The following is a 17,153-nucleotide window of genomic DNA, read 5'->3' on the forward strand; positions in this document are numbered from 1 at the left end:
GGGCCGAAGAGCAGCGCAGCGCGCGAAACGGCCCCTTGTCTGACCTGGGCATTGACCATCTGTCCCGCCCGTCGCCGGGGCGGCCGCGGCCCTCGGTGCGGAGGCACCGGCCAAGGTTCGCAACGGGGTCGCCCCGGTTTCTGACGCTTGCCACGGACAATGGCCCCGCCCGGATCGGCGGGGCAGCCCCTCAGGCGCGTCTAGCGTTGGTGCACATAGGTGCCCGGCGCCTCCTCCAGCGGCGGATAGCCCTTGTCGGGCGCGCCCATCGGCGGCGGCGCCACCTCGTCGCCCGAGAGGGTGTCGAGCCAGTCGTTCCACGCCTCCCACCACGACCCTTCCACCGGCTCGGTGTGGCGCAGCCATTCCTCGTGCCCGATGCAGGGGGAATCGGCGCGCTTGTGGGTGATGCGGTAATGGCGGTGCGGGTGGCCCGGCTCGGACACGATGCCGGCATTGTGCCCGCCGCTGGTCAGCGCGAAGGTCACGTTGGTATCCACCAGCTGGTGGATCTTGAACACCGAGGTCCAGGGCGCGACATGGTCGCTTTCAGTGCCCACCACGAACAGCGGTACGCGGATGTTCTGCAACGCGACGGGGTGATTGTCGACCATCAGCCGTGCGGCGGCGAGATCGTTGTTCAGGTAGAGCTGCCGCAGGTATTGCGAATGCATCCGGTAGGGCATGCGCGTGCTGTCCGCGTTCCACGCCATCAGCGCGTTCATCGGCGCGCGCTCACCCATCAGGTAGTCGTGCACCAGCCGCGACCATACCAGATCGTTCGAGCGCAGCATCTGGAAGGCCCCCGCCATCTGCCCGTCCGAAAGGTAGCCGTGGCTCCACATCACGCTGTCGAGGAAATCCATCTGGCTGTGATCGATGAACAGCGCCAGCTCCCCCGGCTCGGTGAAATCGGTCTGCGCGGCCAGCAACGTGACCGAGGCCAGCCGGTGGTCCTGCTGGCGCGCCATCGCGGCGGCGGCGATCGACAGCAGCGTGCCGCCCAGGCAATAGCCGGTGGCGTGGATCCCGCGGCCGGGCAGGATGCGCCCGATCGCGTCGAGGGCCTTCATCACGCCGAGCCGGCGGTAGTCGTCGAGTTCCAGATGGCGGTCCTCGGCGGTGGGGTTGCGCCAGGAAATGGCGAAGACGGTGTGACCCTTCCCAACCAGATAGCGCACCATAGAGTTCTGCGGTTCCAGGTCGAGGATGTAGTATTTCATGATCCAGGCCGGCACGATCAGGATCGGCTCTTCCTTCACCGTTTCGGTGGCGGGGGCGTATTGGATCAGCTCCATCAGGTGGTTGCGATAGACGACGCGGCCGGGCGTGGCGGCGACGTCGCGGCCGACCACATACGCCTCGGCGCCGGCCGGCGGGCGGCCGGTCGCGGCGCGGCTGGCGTCGTCCCACCAGTTCATCAGGCCGCTGATGAAATTCCGCCCGCCGGTCTCGGCCGTCTTGCGGAGGACCTCGGGGTTGGCGAAGGGCAGGTTGGAGGGCGAAAAGACATCGAGAGCCTGCCGCGTGGCGAAGGACACCACGTCCCGGTGATGCGGCGAGACGCCGGGCACGCCGCAGGTGGCCTCCTGCATCAGTTCCTCGAACAGCAGGAAAGTCTGGGCGTAGCTGCGGAAGGGCTGCTCGTCCCAGCCTTCGCCGCGGAAGCGGCGGTCGTGGGGGGCGGGGGTGACCGCCGGCGGCGTGTCCTTGTCGGTGAACCGGGCATTGAACAGGCTCAGGGTCAGTTCGCCACCGCGCTGCGCGGCGGTCTGCGCCAGCTCCAGCGAGCGGCCGGGCGAGGTCGCCAGGTGCATCGCCCAATCGGCATAGGCCAGTGTCAGCGCGATGGGCGACAGCCCGCCGGTCGCTTTCGACATCATGGCGTCGCGCATCCGGTCCATCGCGCGGAAGGCGCCGTGGCCGATAGGCCCGGTCTGCGGAGACTGCGTCATGGGGTCCTCTCCCGGCTGTCGCAAGGCGGTGGTTTCTGCGACTGCAAAATAGCCGGGTACCGCAGCCCTTCCGTTGATGCAGATCAAGCGTGGCGAAACAGTTCTGTGACGTTATCGCGGCGCATGGGCGGGCGCAGGCGGCCCTGCCGCGGCGCGGTCAGGATCCGGCGTCCTGGCAGGGGTTCGACGCGGGGCCGTCGCCCTGGTTGTCGGGGCACAGGCGGCGCAGCAGCGCGATGGCCTCGTCCACGGCCGCATCGCCCAGCCGGTCGCGCAACGCGCGGTCGTAATCCAGTCCGGCCAGGCCCAGATCGTCGAACACCGCGCGGCCCGCCTCGGTCAGCGACAGGCATTCGCTGCGCCGGTCGCTCTCCAGGCTCTTGCGGCTGAGCCAGCCCTTTTGCTCCAGCGCGTGCACGGCGCGCGAGACCTTGGTCTTTTCCAGCTGGCCGCGGCGGCAGATTTCGGTCGCGGTCATGGCGCCGAACCGGCCAAGATTGGCCATTACCCGCCATTGCCCGCGTGTCATGCCGTAGCGTTTCTGGTAGATTTCGGCGAAGGCGTGGCTGGTCGTCTCCGCCGCCTGGTTCAGCACGAAGGGTAGGAAGGTTTCGAGGTCGAAATCGCGGCTTTGCATGTCTGCGTCCTAGTTGGCGGCGGGGCGAATGGCAACTGTTTCAAATGCAACTGTCTCTTGATTGTTGCATTTGAAACTATTATCACGCCCACAATTTGCTGTCGAATCCGAGGGAGGCGCGCGATGGACGGACATATCCAGGCCAACACCACCATGAAGGACGTCAAGCTGGCGGCGGGCTACATGCCCGGCTTCGGCAACGACTTCGAGACCGAGGCGCTGCCCGGCGCGCTGCCGCAGGGCATGAACAGCCCGCAGAAATGCGCCTACGGCCTTTATGCCGAGCAGCTTTCGGGCACCGCCTTTACCGCGCCGCGGGGCCAGAACGAGCGGACCTGGTGCTACCGCATCCGCCCCTCGGTCAAGCATACGGGCCGTTTCACCAAGATCGACGTGCCCTACTGGAAATCGGCCCCCGATATCGACCCCGACGTGATCAGCCTCGGGCAGTATCGCTGGGACCCGGTGCCGCATACCGAGGAGCGGCTCACCTGGGTCACCGGCATGCGCACCATGACCACCGCCGGCGACGTGAACACCCAGGTCGGCATGGCCGCGCATATCTACCTGGTCAACACCTCGATGGAGGACGAGTATTTCTACTCGGCCGACAGCGAATTGCTGGTCGTCCCGCAGGAAGGGCGGCTGCGCTTCGCCACCGAACTCGGCGTCATCGACCTGGAGCCGAAGGAGATCGCCATCCTGCCGCGCGGCATGGTCTACCGCGTCGAGGTGCTGGAAGGCCCCGCCCGCGGCTTCGTCTGCGAGAATTACGGCCAGAAATTCGACCTGCCCTCGCGCGGGCCGATCGGCGCCAACTGCCTGGCCAACCCGCGCGACTTCAAGACGCCGGTCGCCGCCTACGAGGACCGCGACGCCGACAGCCGCGTGGTGATGAAATGGTGCGGCCAGTTCCACGAGACCTTCATCGACCACTCGCCGCTGGACATCGTGGCCTGGCACGGCAACTACGCGCCCTGCAAATACGACCTGCGCAGCTTCAGCCCGGTGGGCGCGATCCTGTTCGACCATCCCGACCCGTCGATCTTCACCGTGCTGACCGCGCCCTCCGGCGTGCCGGGCACCGCGAATATCGACTTCGTGCTGTTCCGCGAGCGCTGGATGGTGGCCGAGAACACCTTCCGCCCGCCATGGTATCACAAGAACATCATGTCCGAGATGATGGGCAACATCTACGGCATCTACGACGCCAAGCCCGAGGGCTTCGTCCCCGGCGGCCTGTCGCTGCACAACATGATGCTGCCGCACGGGCCCGACGTGGACGCCTTCGAGGGCGCCTCGAACGAGCCGATGGTGCCGAACTTCCTCGCCAACACCATGTCCTTCATGTTCGAGACCCGATTCCCGCAGCACCTGACCGTCTTCGCCGCGAAAGAGGCGCCGCTGCAGGACACCTACATGGACTGCTGGAAGGGGCTGAAGAAGCGCTTCAACGGCACGCCCGAAGGCGACTGGTCGTAATGCCTTCGGTCGCGCTTCTCGGCGTCAAGGGCGGCCCGGCCATCCGGCCGGGCTCGTCCATGCCCACGTCGCACCTGCTGCGGCTGGCAGGCAGGACCGTGCTGGTCGATGCCGGGCTGGGCGCGTCGCGCGGCGTGATCGGGCAGGGGGGCGGGCTGCACGCGCTCGACCTGATCGTCATCACCCATCTGCATTCCGACCATTACCTCGAACTCGGGCCGCTGGTGCACACCGCCTGGACGGCGGGGCTTAAGCGCCCGGTGCGAGTGATCGGCCCGGCCGGGCTGGCCGCCTATTTCGAGGCGTTCTGGGCGGCGATGTCCTTCGACATCGAGTTGCGTATCGCCGACGAGGGCCGGCCCGATATCCGCCGGATGGTGGCGCTGCAGGAACTGCGCGAAGGCGAGGTGCTGGACGGGGACGGGCTGCGCCTGCGCGCCATGCGCAATGTGCATCCGCCGATCGAGGACAGCTTCGCCCTGCGCTTCGAGGGCGAGGGCAAGGCCGTCGTCTTCTCCGGCGACACCGCGCCGATGGCCGCGATGGCCGATTTCGCGAAAGGCGCCGATCTGCTGGTGCATGAGGCGATGCTGCTGGAAGGGGTCGATGCGCTCTGCGCCCGGGTGGGCAATGGCGACGACCGGCTCAAGGCCCACCTGCTGCGCAGCCACACCCCCGCGGGCGAGGCCGGGCGGATCGCCATGCACGCCGGCGTGGGGGCGCTGGCGCTCAACCACCTGATCCCCAATGACGACCCGGATTTCACCGAAGCCCACTGGCGGGCCGAGGTCGCGCCGCATTGGTCCGGCCCGCTCCATCTCGGGCGGGACGGCATGGTCATCGAATTCTGAGGGACCGCGGATGAAGCTCTATACCTACTGGCGCTCGACCGCCGCCTACCGCGTGCGGATCGCGCTGAACCTCAAGGGGATCGAGGCCGAGATGGTGCCGGTCGATCTGGTCAAGGACGGCGGGCAGCAGCACAGCCCCGATTACCTGGCGCTGAATCCCGCGCATCTGGTGCCGACGCTGGTGCTCGACGACGGCACCGCGCTGACCCAGTCGCTGGCCATCATCGACTATCTGGAGGCGCTGTGGCCCGCGCCGGCGTTGCTGCCCGCCGATCCGGTCGCCCGCGCGCAGGTGCTGGCCGCCGCGCATCTGGTGGCGATGGACATCCATCCGGTGAACAACCTGCGCGTGGTGCAGCACCTGGGCGAAACCTACGACGCCACGCCCGAGGACAAGGCCGCATGGATGCGGCACTGGATGGCCCGGGGCTTCGACGCGCTGCAGGCGATGGTTCGCCCCGACACGCCCTTTGCCTTCGGCGAGGCGCCCGGCCTGGCCGATATCTGCCTTGTCGCCCAGATGTATAACGCCCATCGCTGGGGGCTGGACCTTGCGCCCTATGCCCGCCTCTGCGAGATCGAGACCCGATGCGCGGCCCTGCCGGCCTTCGCCGAGGCCGCGCCCGAGAAACAGCCCGACGCGGCCCAAGCCTGAGAGGACTGACATGCCCCTGATGAAATCCTGGGTCGAGAGCGCCAACGCGCCCGACTGCCCCTTTCCGCTGAACAACCTGCCCTATGGCGTGTTCTCCGCCGAAGGCTCCGAGCCGCGCTGCGGCGTGGCGATCGGGGAGATGATCCTCGACGTTACCCTGCTGGAAGAGGACGGCGTCATCGCTCCCGGCGAAAGTCCGGTCTTCGACGTGCCCTTCTGGAACGATTTCATGGAACTCGGCCCTGAGGCCTGGGCCGAGTTCCGCGATACCCTGATCGCCATGCTGGGCGCGGACGCCGCGCCCGCAGCCCGTGCCGCGGCCGAAAAGGCGCTGGTGCCGGCGGCGGCGGCCGAGATGCACATGCCCTTCGTGGTCAGCGAATACACCGACTTCTACGCCGGCCGGAACCACGCCTTCAATGTCGGCACCATGTTCCGCGGCCCCGAGAACGCGCTGCCGCCGAACTGGCTGCATATCCCCATCGGCTACAACGGCCGCGCCTCCTCGGTGGTGGTCTCGGGCACCGCGTTCCACCGCCCCTGGGGGCAGATCAAGGCCCCCGACGAGGGCGCACCGCGCTTCGCGCCCTGCAAGCGCTTCGACATCGAGCTTGAAATGGGCGCCATCGTCGGCCAGCCCAGCCGCGGCCCGATCACCGTGGCCGAGGCCGATGCGGCGATCTTCGGCTATGTGCTGCTCAACGACTGGTCGGCGCGCGATATCCAGGCCTGGGAATACCAGCCGCTGGGCCCCTTCCAGTCCAAGGCGACGGCGACCACGATCTCGCCCTGGATCGTGACCAAGGCTGCGCTGGAGCCCTTCCGCACCGCCACGCCCGCGCGCGAGAAGGAACTGCTGCCCTACCTGGATGAGCCGGGCCCGATGCTCTACGACATCGAGCTGGAGGTGACCCTGCGCCCCGAGGGGGGCGAGGAAACCACAATCACCCGCACCAACTACAAGGAGATGTATTACTCCGCCGCGCAGCAGCTGGCGCATCACACCACCAGCGGCTGCCCGATGAACGTGGGCGACCTCCTGGGCTCGGGCACCATCTCCGGCCCCACAAAGGGAAGCCGCGGCTCGCTGCTGGAGCTCAGCTGGGGCGGCAAGGAGCCGGTCGAGCTGACCGGCGGAGGCACCCGCAGCTTCATCGAGGACGACGACACCCTCACGCTGAAGGGCGCGGCCCGCGGCGACGGATACACCATCGGCTTCGGCGATTGCGTGGGCAAGGTCCTGCCCGCCCTCGACGACCCCTACAAGCGGTAACCCCCCCTTCTTCTTGGCCCAAATACTCCCGCCAGAGGCGGCCGACCCCGCCGCCGGCGCAGCGCTCAAAGGATAAAGACCATGGCAAAAGCATTCGCGTCGCAAGGCGACATGACCGAAAAGAAAATCAGCTTCACCGAGGTGGGCGAGGGCATCTACGCCTTCACCGCCGAGGGCGACCCGAACTCGGGCGTGATCATCGGCGACGACTCGGTGATGATCGTCGAGGCGCAGGCCACGCCCCGCCTGGCGAACAAGGTGATCGAATGCGTCCGCTCCGTCACCGACAAGCCGATCACCCATCTGGCCCTGACCCATTACCACGCCGTGCGCGTGCTGGGCGCATCCGCCTTCGGCGCGCAGCAGATCATCATGGGCGATGCCGCCCGCGCCATGGTGGTCGAGCGCGGTCAGGAGGACTGGGACAGCGAATTCCAGCGCTTCCCGCGCCTTTTCGAAGGGCATGAGAGCATCCCCGGCCTGACCTGGCCGACCACCACCTTCTCGGACAACATGACCGTCTATCTCGGCAGCCGCCGGGTTGACCTGATGCACCTGGGCCGGGCGCATACGGCGGGCGACATCGTGATCCATGTGCCCGACCAGAACGTTATGTTCACCGGCGACATCGTCGAATACCACTCGGCCTGCTATTGCGGCGACGGGCATTTCAACGACTGGGGCGACACGCTCGATGCGATCAAGTGGTTCGAGGTCGACGCCATCGCACCGGGCCGCGGCGACGCGCTGGTGGGTCAGGAGATGGTGAACGAGGCCATCGAGAACACCCGCGATTTTGTGGAAAGCACCTATCGCCCGGCCGCCCGCGTCGCCGCCCGCGGCGGCGGCCTGAAGGAAGCCTGGGACGCCGTGCGCGCCGAATGCGACCCCAAGTTCGCCGATTACGCGATCTACGAGCATTGCCTGCCTTTCAACGTCGCGCGCGCCTATGACGAGGCCCGCGGCATCGATACCCCCCGGATCTGGACCGCGCAGCGCGATCTCGAGATGTGGGAACAACTGCAGGGGTGAGGCCCGTCCAGGAAACGCTCCGGTGGAGCGTTTCAGGGCCGAACGGGCGGAGCCCCGGATCGGCCCACTAAGACCATGTGCGAGGAACTGACATGAACAAGATCTTCGAGATCCCGCTTTACCCCTACACCCGCTCGCCCGATCAGGACGCCGCGGCGCCGGTGCGGCGCAAGGTGGTCGTGGTCGGCGCGGGCCCGGTGGGGCTGGCCGCCGCCATCGACCTCGCGCAGCAGGGGGTCGAGGTGGTGGTGCTCGACGACAACGACAAGGTCAGCTTCGGCTCCCGCGCAATCTGCTTCGCCAAGCGCCCGCTGGAGATCCTTGACCGGCTTGGCTGCGGCGAGCCGATGGTGCAGAAGGGCGTTCAGTGGAACGTGGGCAAGGTGTTCTTCGACGACCGTCAGGTCTATGAGTTCAACCTCCTGCCCGAGGACGGCCACCGCCGCCCGGCCTTCATCAACCTGCAGCAATATTATTTCGAGGAATACCTCGTGAACCGCGTCCGCGAGTTGCAGGCCGTGGGCGCGCCGATCGAGCTGCGCGGCGGCAACAAGGTGCTCAGTGCCGAGGACAAGGGCGACCACGTCGCCCTGAGCGTGGACACGCCCGAGGGCGAATATGCGCTTGAGGCCGACTGGCTGATCGCCTGCGACGGGGCGGGCTCGCCCATCCGGCAGATGATGGGGCTCGATTTCGTGGGCCGGGTGTTCGAGGACAACTTCCTGATCGCGGACGTGATCATGGAGGCCGACTTCCCCACCGAGCGCTGGTTCTGGTTCGACCCGCCCTTCAACCGCGGCCAGTCGGCGCTGCTGCACAAGCAGCCCGACGGGGTGTGGCGGATCGACCTGCAACTGGGCTGGGACATCGACAAGGACGAGGAAAAGAAGCCCGAGAACGTCATTCCCCGCCTCAAGGCGATGCTGGGCGACGAGGTGAAGTTCGACCTCGAATGGGTCTCCATCTACACCTTCCAGTGCCGTCGGATGGAGAAATTCCGCCACGGGCGGGTGATCTTCGCCGGCGATGCGGCGCATCAGGTCAGCCCCTTCGGCGCGCGCGGCGCGAACTCGGGGCTTCAGGACACCGACAACCTGTGCTGGAAGCTGAAGCTGGTGATCGAGGGGCAGGCGCCGGAAACGCTGCTCGACAGCTACGATGCCGAGCGCATCCACGGCGCCGACGAGAACATCCTGAATTCATCACGCTCCACCGATTTCATCACGCCCAAGTCCGAGATCAGCCGCATCTTCCGCGACGCGGTGCTGGACCTGTCGGAACAGGTGGCTTTCGCCCGGCCGCTGGTCAATTCGGGGCGGCTGAGCGTGCCTTGCACCTATGACGGCTCGCCGCTTAACGGGCCCGATTGCAACGCGATGCCCGCGCGCACGCGGCCCGGCTCTCCGGCGATCGACGCGCCGGTTCAGGGCGGCTGGCTGCTGTCGCAGCTGGGCGGCGGCTTCCGCCTGCTGACCATCGACGCGGACGCGCCCGAGGTGCTGGAGGAGGGCGGCATCGCCGCGACGCGCCTCGCGCTGTCTGCCGGCGACACGCCGGAACTGGCCGACCGCTATCTGGGCGACGCGCTCTCGGCGGTCTACCTGATCCGCCCCGACCAGCATGTCGCGGCGCGCTGGGAACGCTATGACGAGGCGGCGGTGCGCGCCGCGCTGAACACGGCCACCGGCCGGGCCTGAGGAGGAACGCCATGAGCACGCTCAACACCGCCCCCAACATCGCCCGCCCCGACGATTTCTACGCCGCGCTGCTGGCGGCGCACGAGGGACTGAGCAAGGCCGAAAGCGACGCGTTGAACGCGCGTCTGGTGCTGATCCTCAGCAACCATGTCGGCGATATGGAGGTGCTGGAGGAGGCGCTGGCGCTGGCCCGCCCGCGCGGCTGACCGCGCCTGCCGGCGCGCCTCGCACATCGCGGGGCAAAGCGGCTGGGCTTTTGCGCGCGGGGCGCTAAGGTGGCCCGGAACCGCCCAAAAGGAGCCGCCGCCGCGCCATGGAGATCGTCGCGAGCACATTCCTGTCGCTGGCCGCGATCGCGGCGTTGATGGTCATGGGTCCGCATCGCGGGCTGTGGCTGGCGATGGCCATGGCGCCGTTCGGCGCGGCGGCCGCGTTCAATCTGCCGGCGCTGGGCGGGGCGTCGATCCTGGCGCTCGACCTGATGGCGGTGACGCTGTTCGGTCTGGTCATTCTCAGCCGCGACGGGATGCGCCAGGTCGTCGGCACGATGCGGATGGGTCAGCCGGGGTTCTGGCTGCTGCTGCTGGGGCTGTTCTGCATCATGGCGGCGCTTTTCCTGCCCCGCGTGTTCCAGGGGCAGACCGAGGTGTTCTCGATCGCGCGGAGCGAGGGGCGGACTGCCATCATCTCGGTGCCGCTGCGCCCGAATGTCGGCAATCTGACACAGCTGTTCCGTATCGGGCTGGGCGTTCTGGCCTTCCTTGCCCTGGCCACGGCGTTCCGCCGCCGCCCCGATGCCGGCCGGGTGCGGCGCGCGATGATCGTCGTCACATGCGTGCATGTCGCGCTGGGCTGGCTGGACGTGATCAGCCACGCCGTCGGCCTGCCGGAGCTGCTGGAGCCGATCCGCACCGCCAATTACGCGATGCTGACCGAAAGCATGATGGGCGGGCTGAAGCGCATGGTCGGAGGCTTTCCCGAGGCGTCGTCCTATGGCTATCTCACCTTGGCGCTATTCGGGTTCTGGCTGCAATACTGGGTCGCCGGGGGGCGATCGCGGCTTGGGTTCTGGATGCTGCTGGCCACGGTCGTGGTGCTTTTGCGCGGCACCTCCTCCTCGGCCTATGTGGCGGCGGCACTGTTCTGCGTCAGCTTCGCGGGTCTGGCCTATCTGCGCCGGCTGCGCCACCGCGTGCACCGGCGCACCGCGGCGGTCTGGGCCGTGGCGGCGGTGCTGGCCTGGCTGGGGGCCATCGGCCTGTTCGCGGCCTATCAGCTGGTCGATCCCGTCGCGGCCTACCTGGACCGGGCGCTGTTCCAGAAACTGGAGGGCTCTTCGGGGGTCGAGCGGATGAGCTGGAACGCGCAGGCCTTCAGCAATTTCCTCGAGACCTGGATGATGGGGGCGGGGCTGGGCTCGATCCGGGCGTCGAACTGGCTGCTGGCCTGCCTCGGCAGCATCGGGCTGATCGGCACGGGGCTGTTTCTGGGATTTCTGGGCGCAACGGCGACGTTGCGCGAACAGGGCGGCGATCAGGAGCGCGCGGTGGTGATCCGGGCGCTGAAGGCGGCCTGTCTGGCGCTGTTCTGCGTGGCGATGTTGATTCTGCCGACACCCGATCTGGGGATCTTCTTCTTCATGCTGGCGGGGCTCGCGGCGGGGCTGGCGCGCGGTGGCTTGCTGCGCGCGCGGCACGGGGCTGAGGTCGCCCGGCGCTTCCATTGATCGTTGATGAAGTGCAATCCGAGCGAATGTCTGTCATTGTGATGCAGGTGGCGACAGCGCCGAGGGTTTTCCCGGTTTTCCTTGCGCTTGAAGGTTCTAATGCCATTATTTTGTCGCTATTTCTTGTCTGAACCGGTTGCATGGCTCGACCGGCGTGTTCCCCGGCCACGGACGCGAGGAGAACTGTGAGACCCGCAGGGTGGGTGGGGCTCGCATGTGGAGTACGAGGATGAACAGCAGGGTAACTCCGTTCGGACCGGGCCCCTTCCCGTTGCGCAGGCCGCTTCCCGAAACCGAGGAGGGGGATCAGGTGGACGTGCGTGAACTGTTTCGCATGGTGGCGCGCCGCAAATGGCTGATCGCGGGCATCACGGTTCTTTGCGCCGTGCTGGCGGGAATCGCCGTCAGCCAGATCACGCCGCGCTACACCTCGGTCTCGAAGGTGATGCTGGACGCGCGCCGCAGCCAGGTCATCACCGACGCGGAGGTCGTGTCGGACCTCGATCTCAGCGAGCAGGTGGTCAACGGCGAGGCGGCGGTGCTGCGCTCGAACGTGCTGATCGAAAAGGTGATCCGCGAGATCGGCATGGACCGGCTCGCCATGATGGACCCCGCCAACCGGCCGCTATCGCTGGCGGATCGCGCGAAGGCGGCGGTCATCGGGCTGATCGGCCCCGAACCCGTGCCGCCGCCGTCGCCCGAAGTCGCGGAGGCCGCCCGGATGGAGCGGCTGGTCCGCGCCATCCGCGACGGTCAGACCGTGCGCCGCGAGGGCGAATCCTTTGTCATCTCGATCTTGATCGAGACCGAGGATCCGGTGCTTTCCACCCTGCTGGCCAATACCATTGCCGACCAGTATATCGCCGCGCAGCTGACCGGCCGGCGCGAGACCGCGCAGCGCGCCAGCACGTCGCTGGAGGATCGCGTGGCCGAGCTGCGCGCCCAGGTCGAGGAGGCGGAGGCCGCGGTGGAGCAGTATCGGGCCGAGATCCTGATCCTCGAAGGCGGCAGCCTGGGCGCGGCCGCGGGGCAGCTCGAGGAGTTGAACAACCAGCTGATCGTGGCGCGCTCGGACCGGATCGCGGTCGAGGCGCGCTACACCCAGATCGCCCGCGTGATCGAGCAGCAGGGCATGGGCGCGGTGGCCAATATCGTCACCTCGCCGATGATCGAGGTGCTGCACGAGGAACTGCTGGCCGCGACTCGCAAGGATGCCGTCTGGGCCGAGCGCTACGATGCCAGTCACCCCGAGCGCGTGCGGCTGGCGGCCGAGATCGCCGGGATCGAGGCGGACCTGACCCGCGAGGTCGCCAAGATGGTCGAGATCCAGAAAAGCGAGCTGGAGGTGGCCATGTCCCGCGAAGAGGCCATGCAGAAAAGCCTGTCGGAGGTCGAGGAGCGCCTCCTGGCGATCTCGCGCGCCACGATCGGGCTGCGCCAGCTGGAGCGCGAGTCCTCGGCCAAGCGCCAGACCTATGAGGGCCTGCTGGAGCGCCTGAACGAGACCCGCACCCAGGAACAGCTTCAGGAACCCGATGCGGTGCTGATCGAACGCGCCACGGTGCCCGGTGCCCCCTCGGCGCCGCGGCCCAAGCTGATGGTGGCGCTGGGCGGGATGACCGGCGCGGCGCTGGCGGTGGGGCTGGTGTTCTTTCTGGAACTGACCGGCGTCGCCTTCCGCTCCGTGCGCGAGCTGGAGGCGGAGACCGGCCTGCCGGTGCTGGACGCGATCCCCGATGGCCGGTGGAAGACCCCGCGCGCCGCCTTCGAGGCGTTGCGCGCCGAGCCCTACGGCATCTACGGCGAACGCATCCGGCACCTGCGAACCGCGCTGCTGATGCGCGACGGGCGCGATGTCTCGCGTTCGATCATGCTGGCCTCCTCGGTGCCGGGCGAGGGCAAGACGACGACGGCGCTGGCGCTGGCGCATATGTCGGCGCTGGCCGGCAAATCGGTGATCGTGGTCGATTGCGACCTGCGCCGATCGTCGCTGCAGGCGGCCTTCAAGTGGCGGATGGCGCATGATTTCGTCGATTTCATCGAGAACCGCTGCGACATCGACGAGGCGATCCATTCCGACCCCGACCTGGGGTTCGACGTGCTGGCCGCCTCAGGGTCGCATCCCGGCACCGCCGACCAGCTGTCGGCGAATTGGCTTAAGCCGCTGATCAACGAGCTGAAGCGGGTCTACGACGTCGTCATCGTCGATGCCCCGGCGCTGCTGGCTGTGTCGGACGCGCTGGTGCTGGCGCAGGCGGTGGACAGCCGCGTCTACCTGGTGCGCTGGAACGATACCCCGCGCCACGCGGTCCAGAAGGGGCTGGCCGCCTTTGCCGAGATGGGGGTGGTGCTGGATGGCACGGTGATGACCATGGTGGACAGCAGCAAGAGCCCCGACACCTACGCCAGCGACTATTCCTATGCCTGAGCCAGGGCCGGCATACGGAGGCTGCCGCCATGGCTGAGCGCGGCGACGATCGGCGCGTGGCGCTGATCCATTACTGGCTGGTCGGCATGCGCGGCGGCGAGAAGGTGCTCGAGGCGCTGTGCGAGATGTTCCCGCAGGCCGATATCTTCACCCATGTGGTCGTGCCCGGGCGGCTGAGCCCCGCCCTGCAGCGGCACCGGATCTTCACCACCTCGGTCGCGCGCCTGCCCTTCGCGCCGAAGCTCTACCAGAAATACCTGCCCTTCATGCCGCGCGCGCTGGAGGAGATCGACCTCACCGGCTACGACCTCGTGATCTCGTCCGAGGCGGGGCCGGCCAAGGGCGTCATCGCCCCGCCCGACGCGCCGCATCTGTGCTACTGCCATTCGCCCATGCGCTATCTGTGGGACCAGTATCACACCTATCGCAGCGGCGCGGGCTGGCTGACGCGGCAGCTGATGCCGCCGCTGGCGCACCGGCTGCGCGGCTGGGACGTGACCTCGGCCGCGCGGGTCGACGGCTTCGCGGCGAATTCCAACCATGTCGCCGCGCGCATCCGCAAATACTGGGGGCGCGAGGCGGACGTGGTGCATCCGCCGGTGGCGGTGGCAGATTTCGCCCCCGTGCCGCGCGCCGAGCTGGGCGATTTCTACCTCTGGGCCGGGGAACTCGCGCCCTACAAACGCCCCGATATCGCGGTCGAGGCCCTCACCCGGCTCAACAGGCCCCTGGTCGTGATCGGCGGACCGGACAAGACCCGCGCGGCGCTGGCGGCCAAGGCCGGGGCCAATGTCACTTTCCTGGGGCAGGTGCCCTTCGACGTGCTTCGCGCGCATATGGCGCGCTGCAAGGCGCTGATCTTTCCGGGCGAGGAGGATTTCGGCATCGTCCCGGTCGAGGTCATGGCCTCGGGCCGGCCGGTCATCGCCTATGGCCGCGGGGGCGCGCTGGACACGGTGCTGGAGGGCGAGACCGGGCTGCTGTTCCGGGAGCAGAGCGTCGAGGCGCTGATCGACGCGGTGGAGCGGTTCGAGGCGCTGGGGCTGGACCGGACGGACCCCGCCGCGCTGATCGCCCATGCCCGGCGGTTCGACCCCGACGCCTTCCGCGAGGGCATCACGCGCAGCCTCGGCGCGCTGGGGGTGGATCTGTAGCGCCCGAAGGCTGCCGCGGCTCAGCCCGCGGGGCTCCGCGATGCCGCGTCGAGCAATCCCGAATAGATGTCGAGAAGCCCGTCGCACCAGGCCTCGGGCGTCGTGGTGATCTCTGCCGCGGCGGCCGCGGTCCGGGCGGACATCCGCCGCACCGCGCCGTCGTCATCGGCGATCCGCCGCAGCGCTTGGGAGAGCGACGCCGCATTCCCGGCGGCGAAGCTGACGCCGGCGCCGAAACGGTCGATGTCCGAACTGAGCAGCATGCTGTCCGAGATCACCACCGGGACCCCCGCCAGCAGCGCCTCGACCGGGGCGAGGCCGTAAGGCTCGGGGCCGAGGGTGGGCGCGACCAGCGCGCGGGCCTGGCGCATGCTTTCGGCCAGTTTGTCCCTGTCGGCCCAGCCGTCGAGGCAATGCTCGGGATAGGCCGCGGCCAGGCGCGCGCGGTCCAGGCCATCGCCGAGGATCCGCAGTTTCACGCCGGCGCGCCGCGCCGCCTCGGCCAGCAGGAAGACGCCCTTGTAGGCGTGCACGTCGCCGACATAGAGGAACTCTGCGTTTGCTGCCGGGTCCGCCGGTGCGGGGAGCAGCGGCTCTGCCGGGTTGGGCAGGACCTCGGTCCTGAGCTGCGGCCGGCCCGCGGCCAGGCGCGCGCGCATCCCCGCGTGAATGAGGACGGTCACGGCTGTGCCGAACAGCCGCCGCGTCTCGCGGTCCTGAAGGCCCTGACGCGTCACGCGCCACAGCTTCTGCGCGTAGCTCCGCTTGTCGCAGTTCCGCGCGATGCAGGCGGCGGACAGCCCCGTGCGGGCGCAGCTTTCCCCGGCGCGGAAGTCGAAGAAGGCGCCGTTCGGGCAGCTCAGGAAATAGTCGTGGGCATGCAGCACCACCCGCGCGCGCACCGGCTGCAGGGCCCGCAGCACCGAGGGCGACAAGGTCTGCTGGATGCCATGCACATGGTAGATGATGCGCGGGTCGTCCTGCGTGGCGATCCAGTCGCGCAGGGCGGCGTGCGCGGCGCGGTTCCAAAGACCGCCCAGCGCCGCCGCCAGCCTGCCCTGCTCCAGCAGCCGCGCGCCGCCCAGCGCCACCAGCTGCACACCCTCGGGCATCGCGCCGCCCGCGTCGCCGGCAAAGACGGTGACCGGCACGCCGCGCGCGCTCAGCAGTCCGGTCTGGAGCATCGCCAGTTTCGAGGCGCCGCCGCGGACGGATGCGAAATCGGTGATCACGACCACCCGGCTTGGACGGGTCCCTGTCATTCGAAGTCCTTCACGCGCTCGGGACGCAGCTCGCCGGTCGCGATGTCACGCATGGCGCGCAGGTTGCCGCGCAGCCGCCCGCGCCGGTCGATCTCCGGCTCGGGGTAAAGCGAACGGACAAGGTTGCTGACCACGTTGCGCAGCATGATCGCGAAGGCGCGGGTGCCGCGCATCGTCCGTTTCGAACGCAGGTAGAGCGGATTGGCGATTTGCGAGTATCCCAGCCGCAGCCCGCCGCTGCGCCCCGTCTTGGTGCCCAGATGCACCCCGCGCAGCGTGTTGGCGCGCACGATCCGGCCGTAGGCGGAGAGCTGGCGCGAGAAATCGACATCTTCGAGCCAGCCGTAGAAGGGCAGGTTGGGGTCGAAGCGCAGATTGTGCTCGACCACGGGCCGTGCCCGGATCGCCATGTTGCAGCCATAGCCGTTGTAGACCGTCGCCAGATGTCCCGAACATGCGCCCGACGCCACCGCCCCGAGGTATTTCGCGGCCTCGTCATGGGCGAGGCCGGGGCCGTGGATGCCGTCGGCCAAGACCCGGCCGGTTGCGAGGACCACGTCCCGATGTCCCTCGAACAGCCGCTCCAGGCAGGCCAGGTAGTCCCGCGCCATCACGAAATCGTCGTCGAGGAACAGGAGGATGTCCTCAGCGTCCAACATCTCCAGCGTGCGGTTGCGTTGCCGGGTCAGCCCGATCTCGGACTGCACCACCTGCATCGGGAAGGGCAGTCCCTCCAGATCGGAGAGGTCGATATCGCCGTCGCGCGCGCAGACGACGACCAGAAGGTCCGGCAGCCGCGTCTGCCCTGCGATGTCGCGGATGGTGGGGCCGACGATGCGGCGGCGGCCGGTCGTCGGGATGGAAACGACGAGGCGCATGCTCAGCTCTGCTCCGGCATCGGCGAAATCATGACAAAATGGGCCCCTTTCCGGGATTGGTGTTGATCGGGAAACAGCCCCAGTTTACGCTGAAAAATAACGGTTGGACAAAAAAACCCTCTC

At 68.2% G+C, this 17,153-nt stretch carries 14 protein-coding genes; 10 read left to right on the top strand and 4 right to left on the bottom strand.

Annotated elements, in window-relative coordinates; translation table 11 throughout:
- Positions 1 to 200: 200 nt before the first annotated feature.
- Both KCI33_RS08035 and KCI33_RS08040 read right to left on the bottom strand, forming a co-directional pair.
- On the bottom strand, positions 201 to 1,955 hold the full coding sequence (locus KCI33_RS08035; RefSeq protein WP_212524262.1) for an alpha/beta fold hydrolase: 1,755 nt from the start codon (positions 1,953 to 1,955) through the stop codon (positions 201 to 203).
- A 157-nt stretch (positions 1,956 to 2,112) separates the two neighbouring features.
- Positions 2,113 to 2,592, bottom strand: a complete 480-nt coding sequence (locus KCI33_RS08040) for a MarR family transcriptional regulator (protein ID WP_212524263.1) — start codon at positions 2,590 to 2,592, stop codon at positions 2,113 to 2,115.
- A gap of 123 nt (positions 2,593 to 2,715) precedes the next feature.
- Here KCI33_RS08040 and hmgA point away from each other — a divergent pair, with 123 nt between their 5' ends.
- The 10 genes from hmgA to KCI33_RS08090 all read left to right on the top strand — a co-directional run bounded on the left by hmgA (position 2,716) and on the right by KCI33_RS08090 (position 14,890).
- A complete protein-coding gene (gene hmgA, locus KCI33_RS08045) occupies positions 2,716 to 4,074 on the top strand; it encodes a homogentisate 1,2-dioxygenase (protein ID WP_212524264.1) in 1,359 nt (452 codons plus the stop codon).
- Positions 4,074 to 4,925 carry an MBL fold metallo-hydrolase gene (locus KCI33_RS08050; protein WP_212524265.1) on the top strand — a complete coding sequence of 284 codons (852 nt, stop codon included), beginning with the start codon at positions 4,074 to 4,076 and terminating at the stop codon, positions 4,923 to 4,925. Before hmgA ends, KCI33_RS08050 begins: the two co-directional genes overlap by 1 nt.
- A gap of 10 nt (positions 4,926 to 4,935) precedes the next feature.
- Complete coding sequence (maiA, locus tag KCI33_RS08055) at positions 4,936 to 5,580, top strand: maleylacetoacetate isomerase (RefSeq protein WP_212524266.1); 645 nt, start codon at positions 4,936 to 4,938, stop codon at positions 5,578 to 5,580.
- Positions 5,581 to 5,590: 10 nt separating this feature from the next.
- Positions 5,591 to 6,853 carry a fumarylacetoacetase gene (gene fahA, locus KCI33_RS08060; protein WP_212524267.1) on the top strand — a complete coding sequence of 421 codons (1,263 nt, stop codon included), beginning with the start codon at positions 5,591 to 5,593 and terminating at the stop codon, positions 6,851 to 6,853.
- An 81-nt stretch (positions 6,854 to 6,934) separates the two neighbouring features.
- On the top strand, positions 6,935 to 7,885 hold the full coding sequence (locus KCI33_RS08065; RefSeq protein WP_212524268.1) for an MBL fold metallo-hydrolase: 951 nt from the start codon (positions 6,935 to 6,937) through the stop codon (positions 7,883 to 7,885).
- A gap of 92 nt (positions 7,886 to 7,977) precedes the next feature.
- Positions 7,978 to 9,582: an FAD-dependent oxidoreductase gene (locus KCI33_RS08070; RefSeq protein WP_212524269.1), complete on the top strand. Its 1,605-nt coding sequence runs from the start codon at positions 7,978 to 7,980 to the stop codon at positions 9,580 to 9,582.
- Between the two features lie 11 nt (positions 9,583 to 9,593).
- Positions 9,594 to 9,788, top strand: a complete 195-nt coding sequence (locus KCI33_RS08075; RefSeq protein WP_212524270.1) for a DUF2783 domain-containing protein — start codon at positions 9,594 to 9,596, stop codon at positions 9,786 to 9,788.
- 107 nt (positions 9,789 to 9,895) lie between these two features.
- Positions 9,896 to 11,308 carry a hypothetical protein gene (locus KCI33_RS08080; RefSeq protein WP_212524271.1) on the top strand — a complete coding sequence of 471 codons (1,413 nt, stop codon included), beginning with the start codon at positions 9,896 to 9,898 and terminating at the stop codon, positions 11,306 to 11,308.
- A 310-nt stretch (positions 11,309 to 11,618) separates the two neighbouring features.
- Positions 11,619 to 13,736, top strand: coding sequence for a polysaccharide biosynthesis tyrosine autokinase (locus KCI33_RS08085; protein ID WP_212524272.1), 2,118 nt, complete (start codon positions 11,619 to 11,621; stop codon positions 13,734 to 13,736).
- A gap of 29 nt (positions 13,737 to 13,765) precedes the next feature.
- A complete protein-coding gene (locus tag KCI33_RS08090; protein ID WP_212524273.1) occupies positions 13,766 to 14,890 on the top strand; it encodes a glycosyltransferase in 1,125 nt (374 codons plus the stop codon).
- Positions 14,891 to 14,910: 20 nt separating this feature from the next.
- On the opposite strand, the gene KCI33_RS08095 is transcribed toward KCI33_RS08090, so the two are convergent.
- Positions 14,911 to 16,152, bottom strand: coding sequence for a glycosyltransferase (locus tag KCI33_RS08095; RefSeq protein WP_212524274.1), 1,242 nt, complete (start codon positions 16,150 to 16,152; stop codon positions 14,911 to 14,913).
- On the bottom strand, positions 16,149 to 17,030 hold the full coding sequence (locus KCI33_RS08100) for a glycosyltransferase family 2 protein (protein WP_212524275.1): 882 nt from the start codon (positions 17,028 to 17,030) through the stop codon (positions 16,149 to 16,151). The genes KCI33_RS08095 and KCI33_RS08100 overlap by 4 nt, the downstream gene beginning before the upstream one ends.
- Positions 17,031 to 17,153: the final 123 nt, after the last annotated feature.

The organism is Actibacterium sp. MT2.3-13A (genome assembly GCF_018139985.1).
In the GTDB taxonomy this organism is placed as follows: Bacteria; Pseudomonadota; Alphaproteobacteria; order Rhodobacterales; family Rhodobacteraceae; genus JAGSOU01.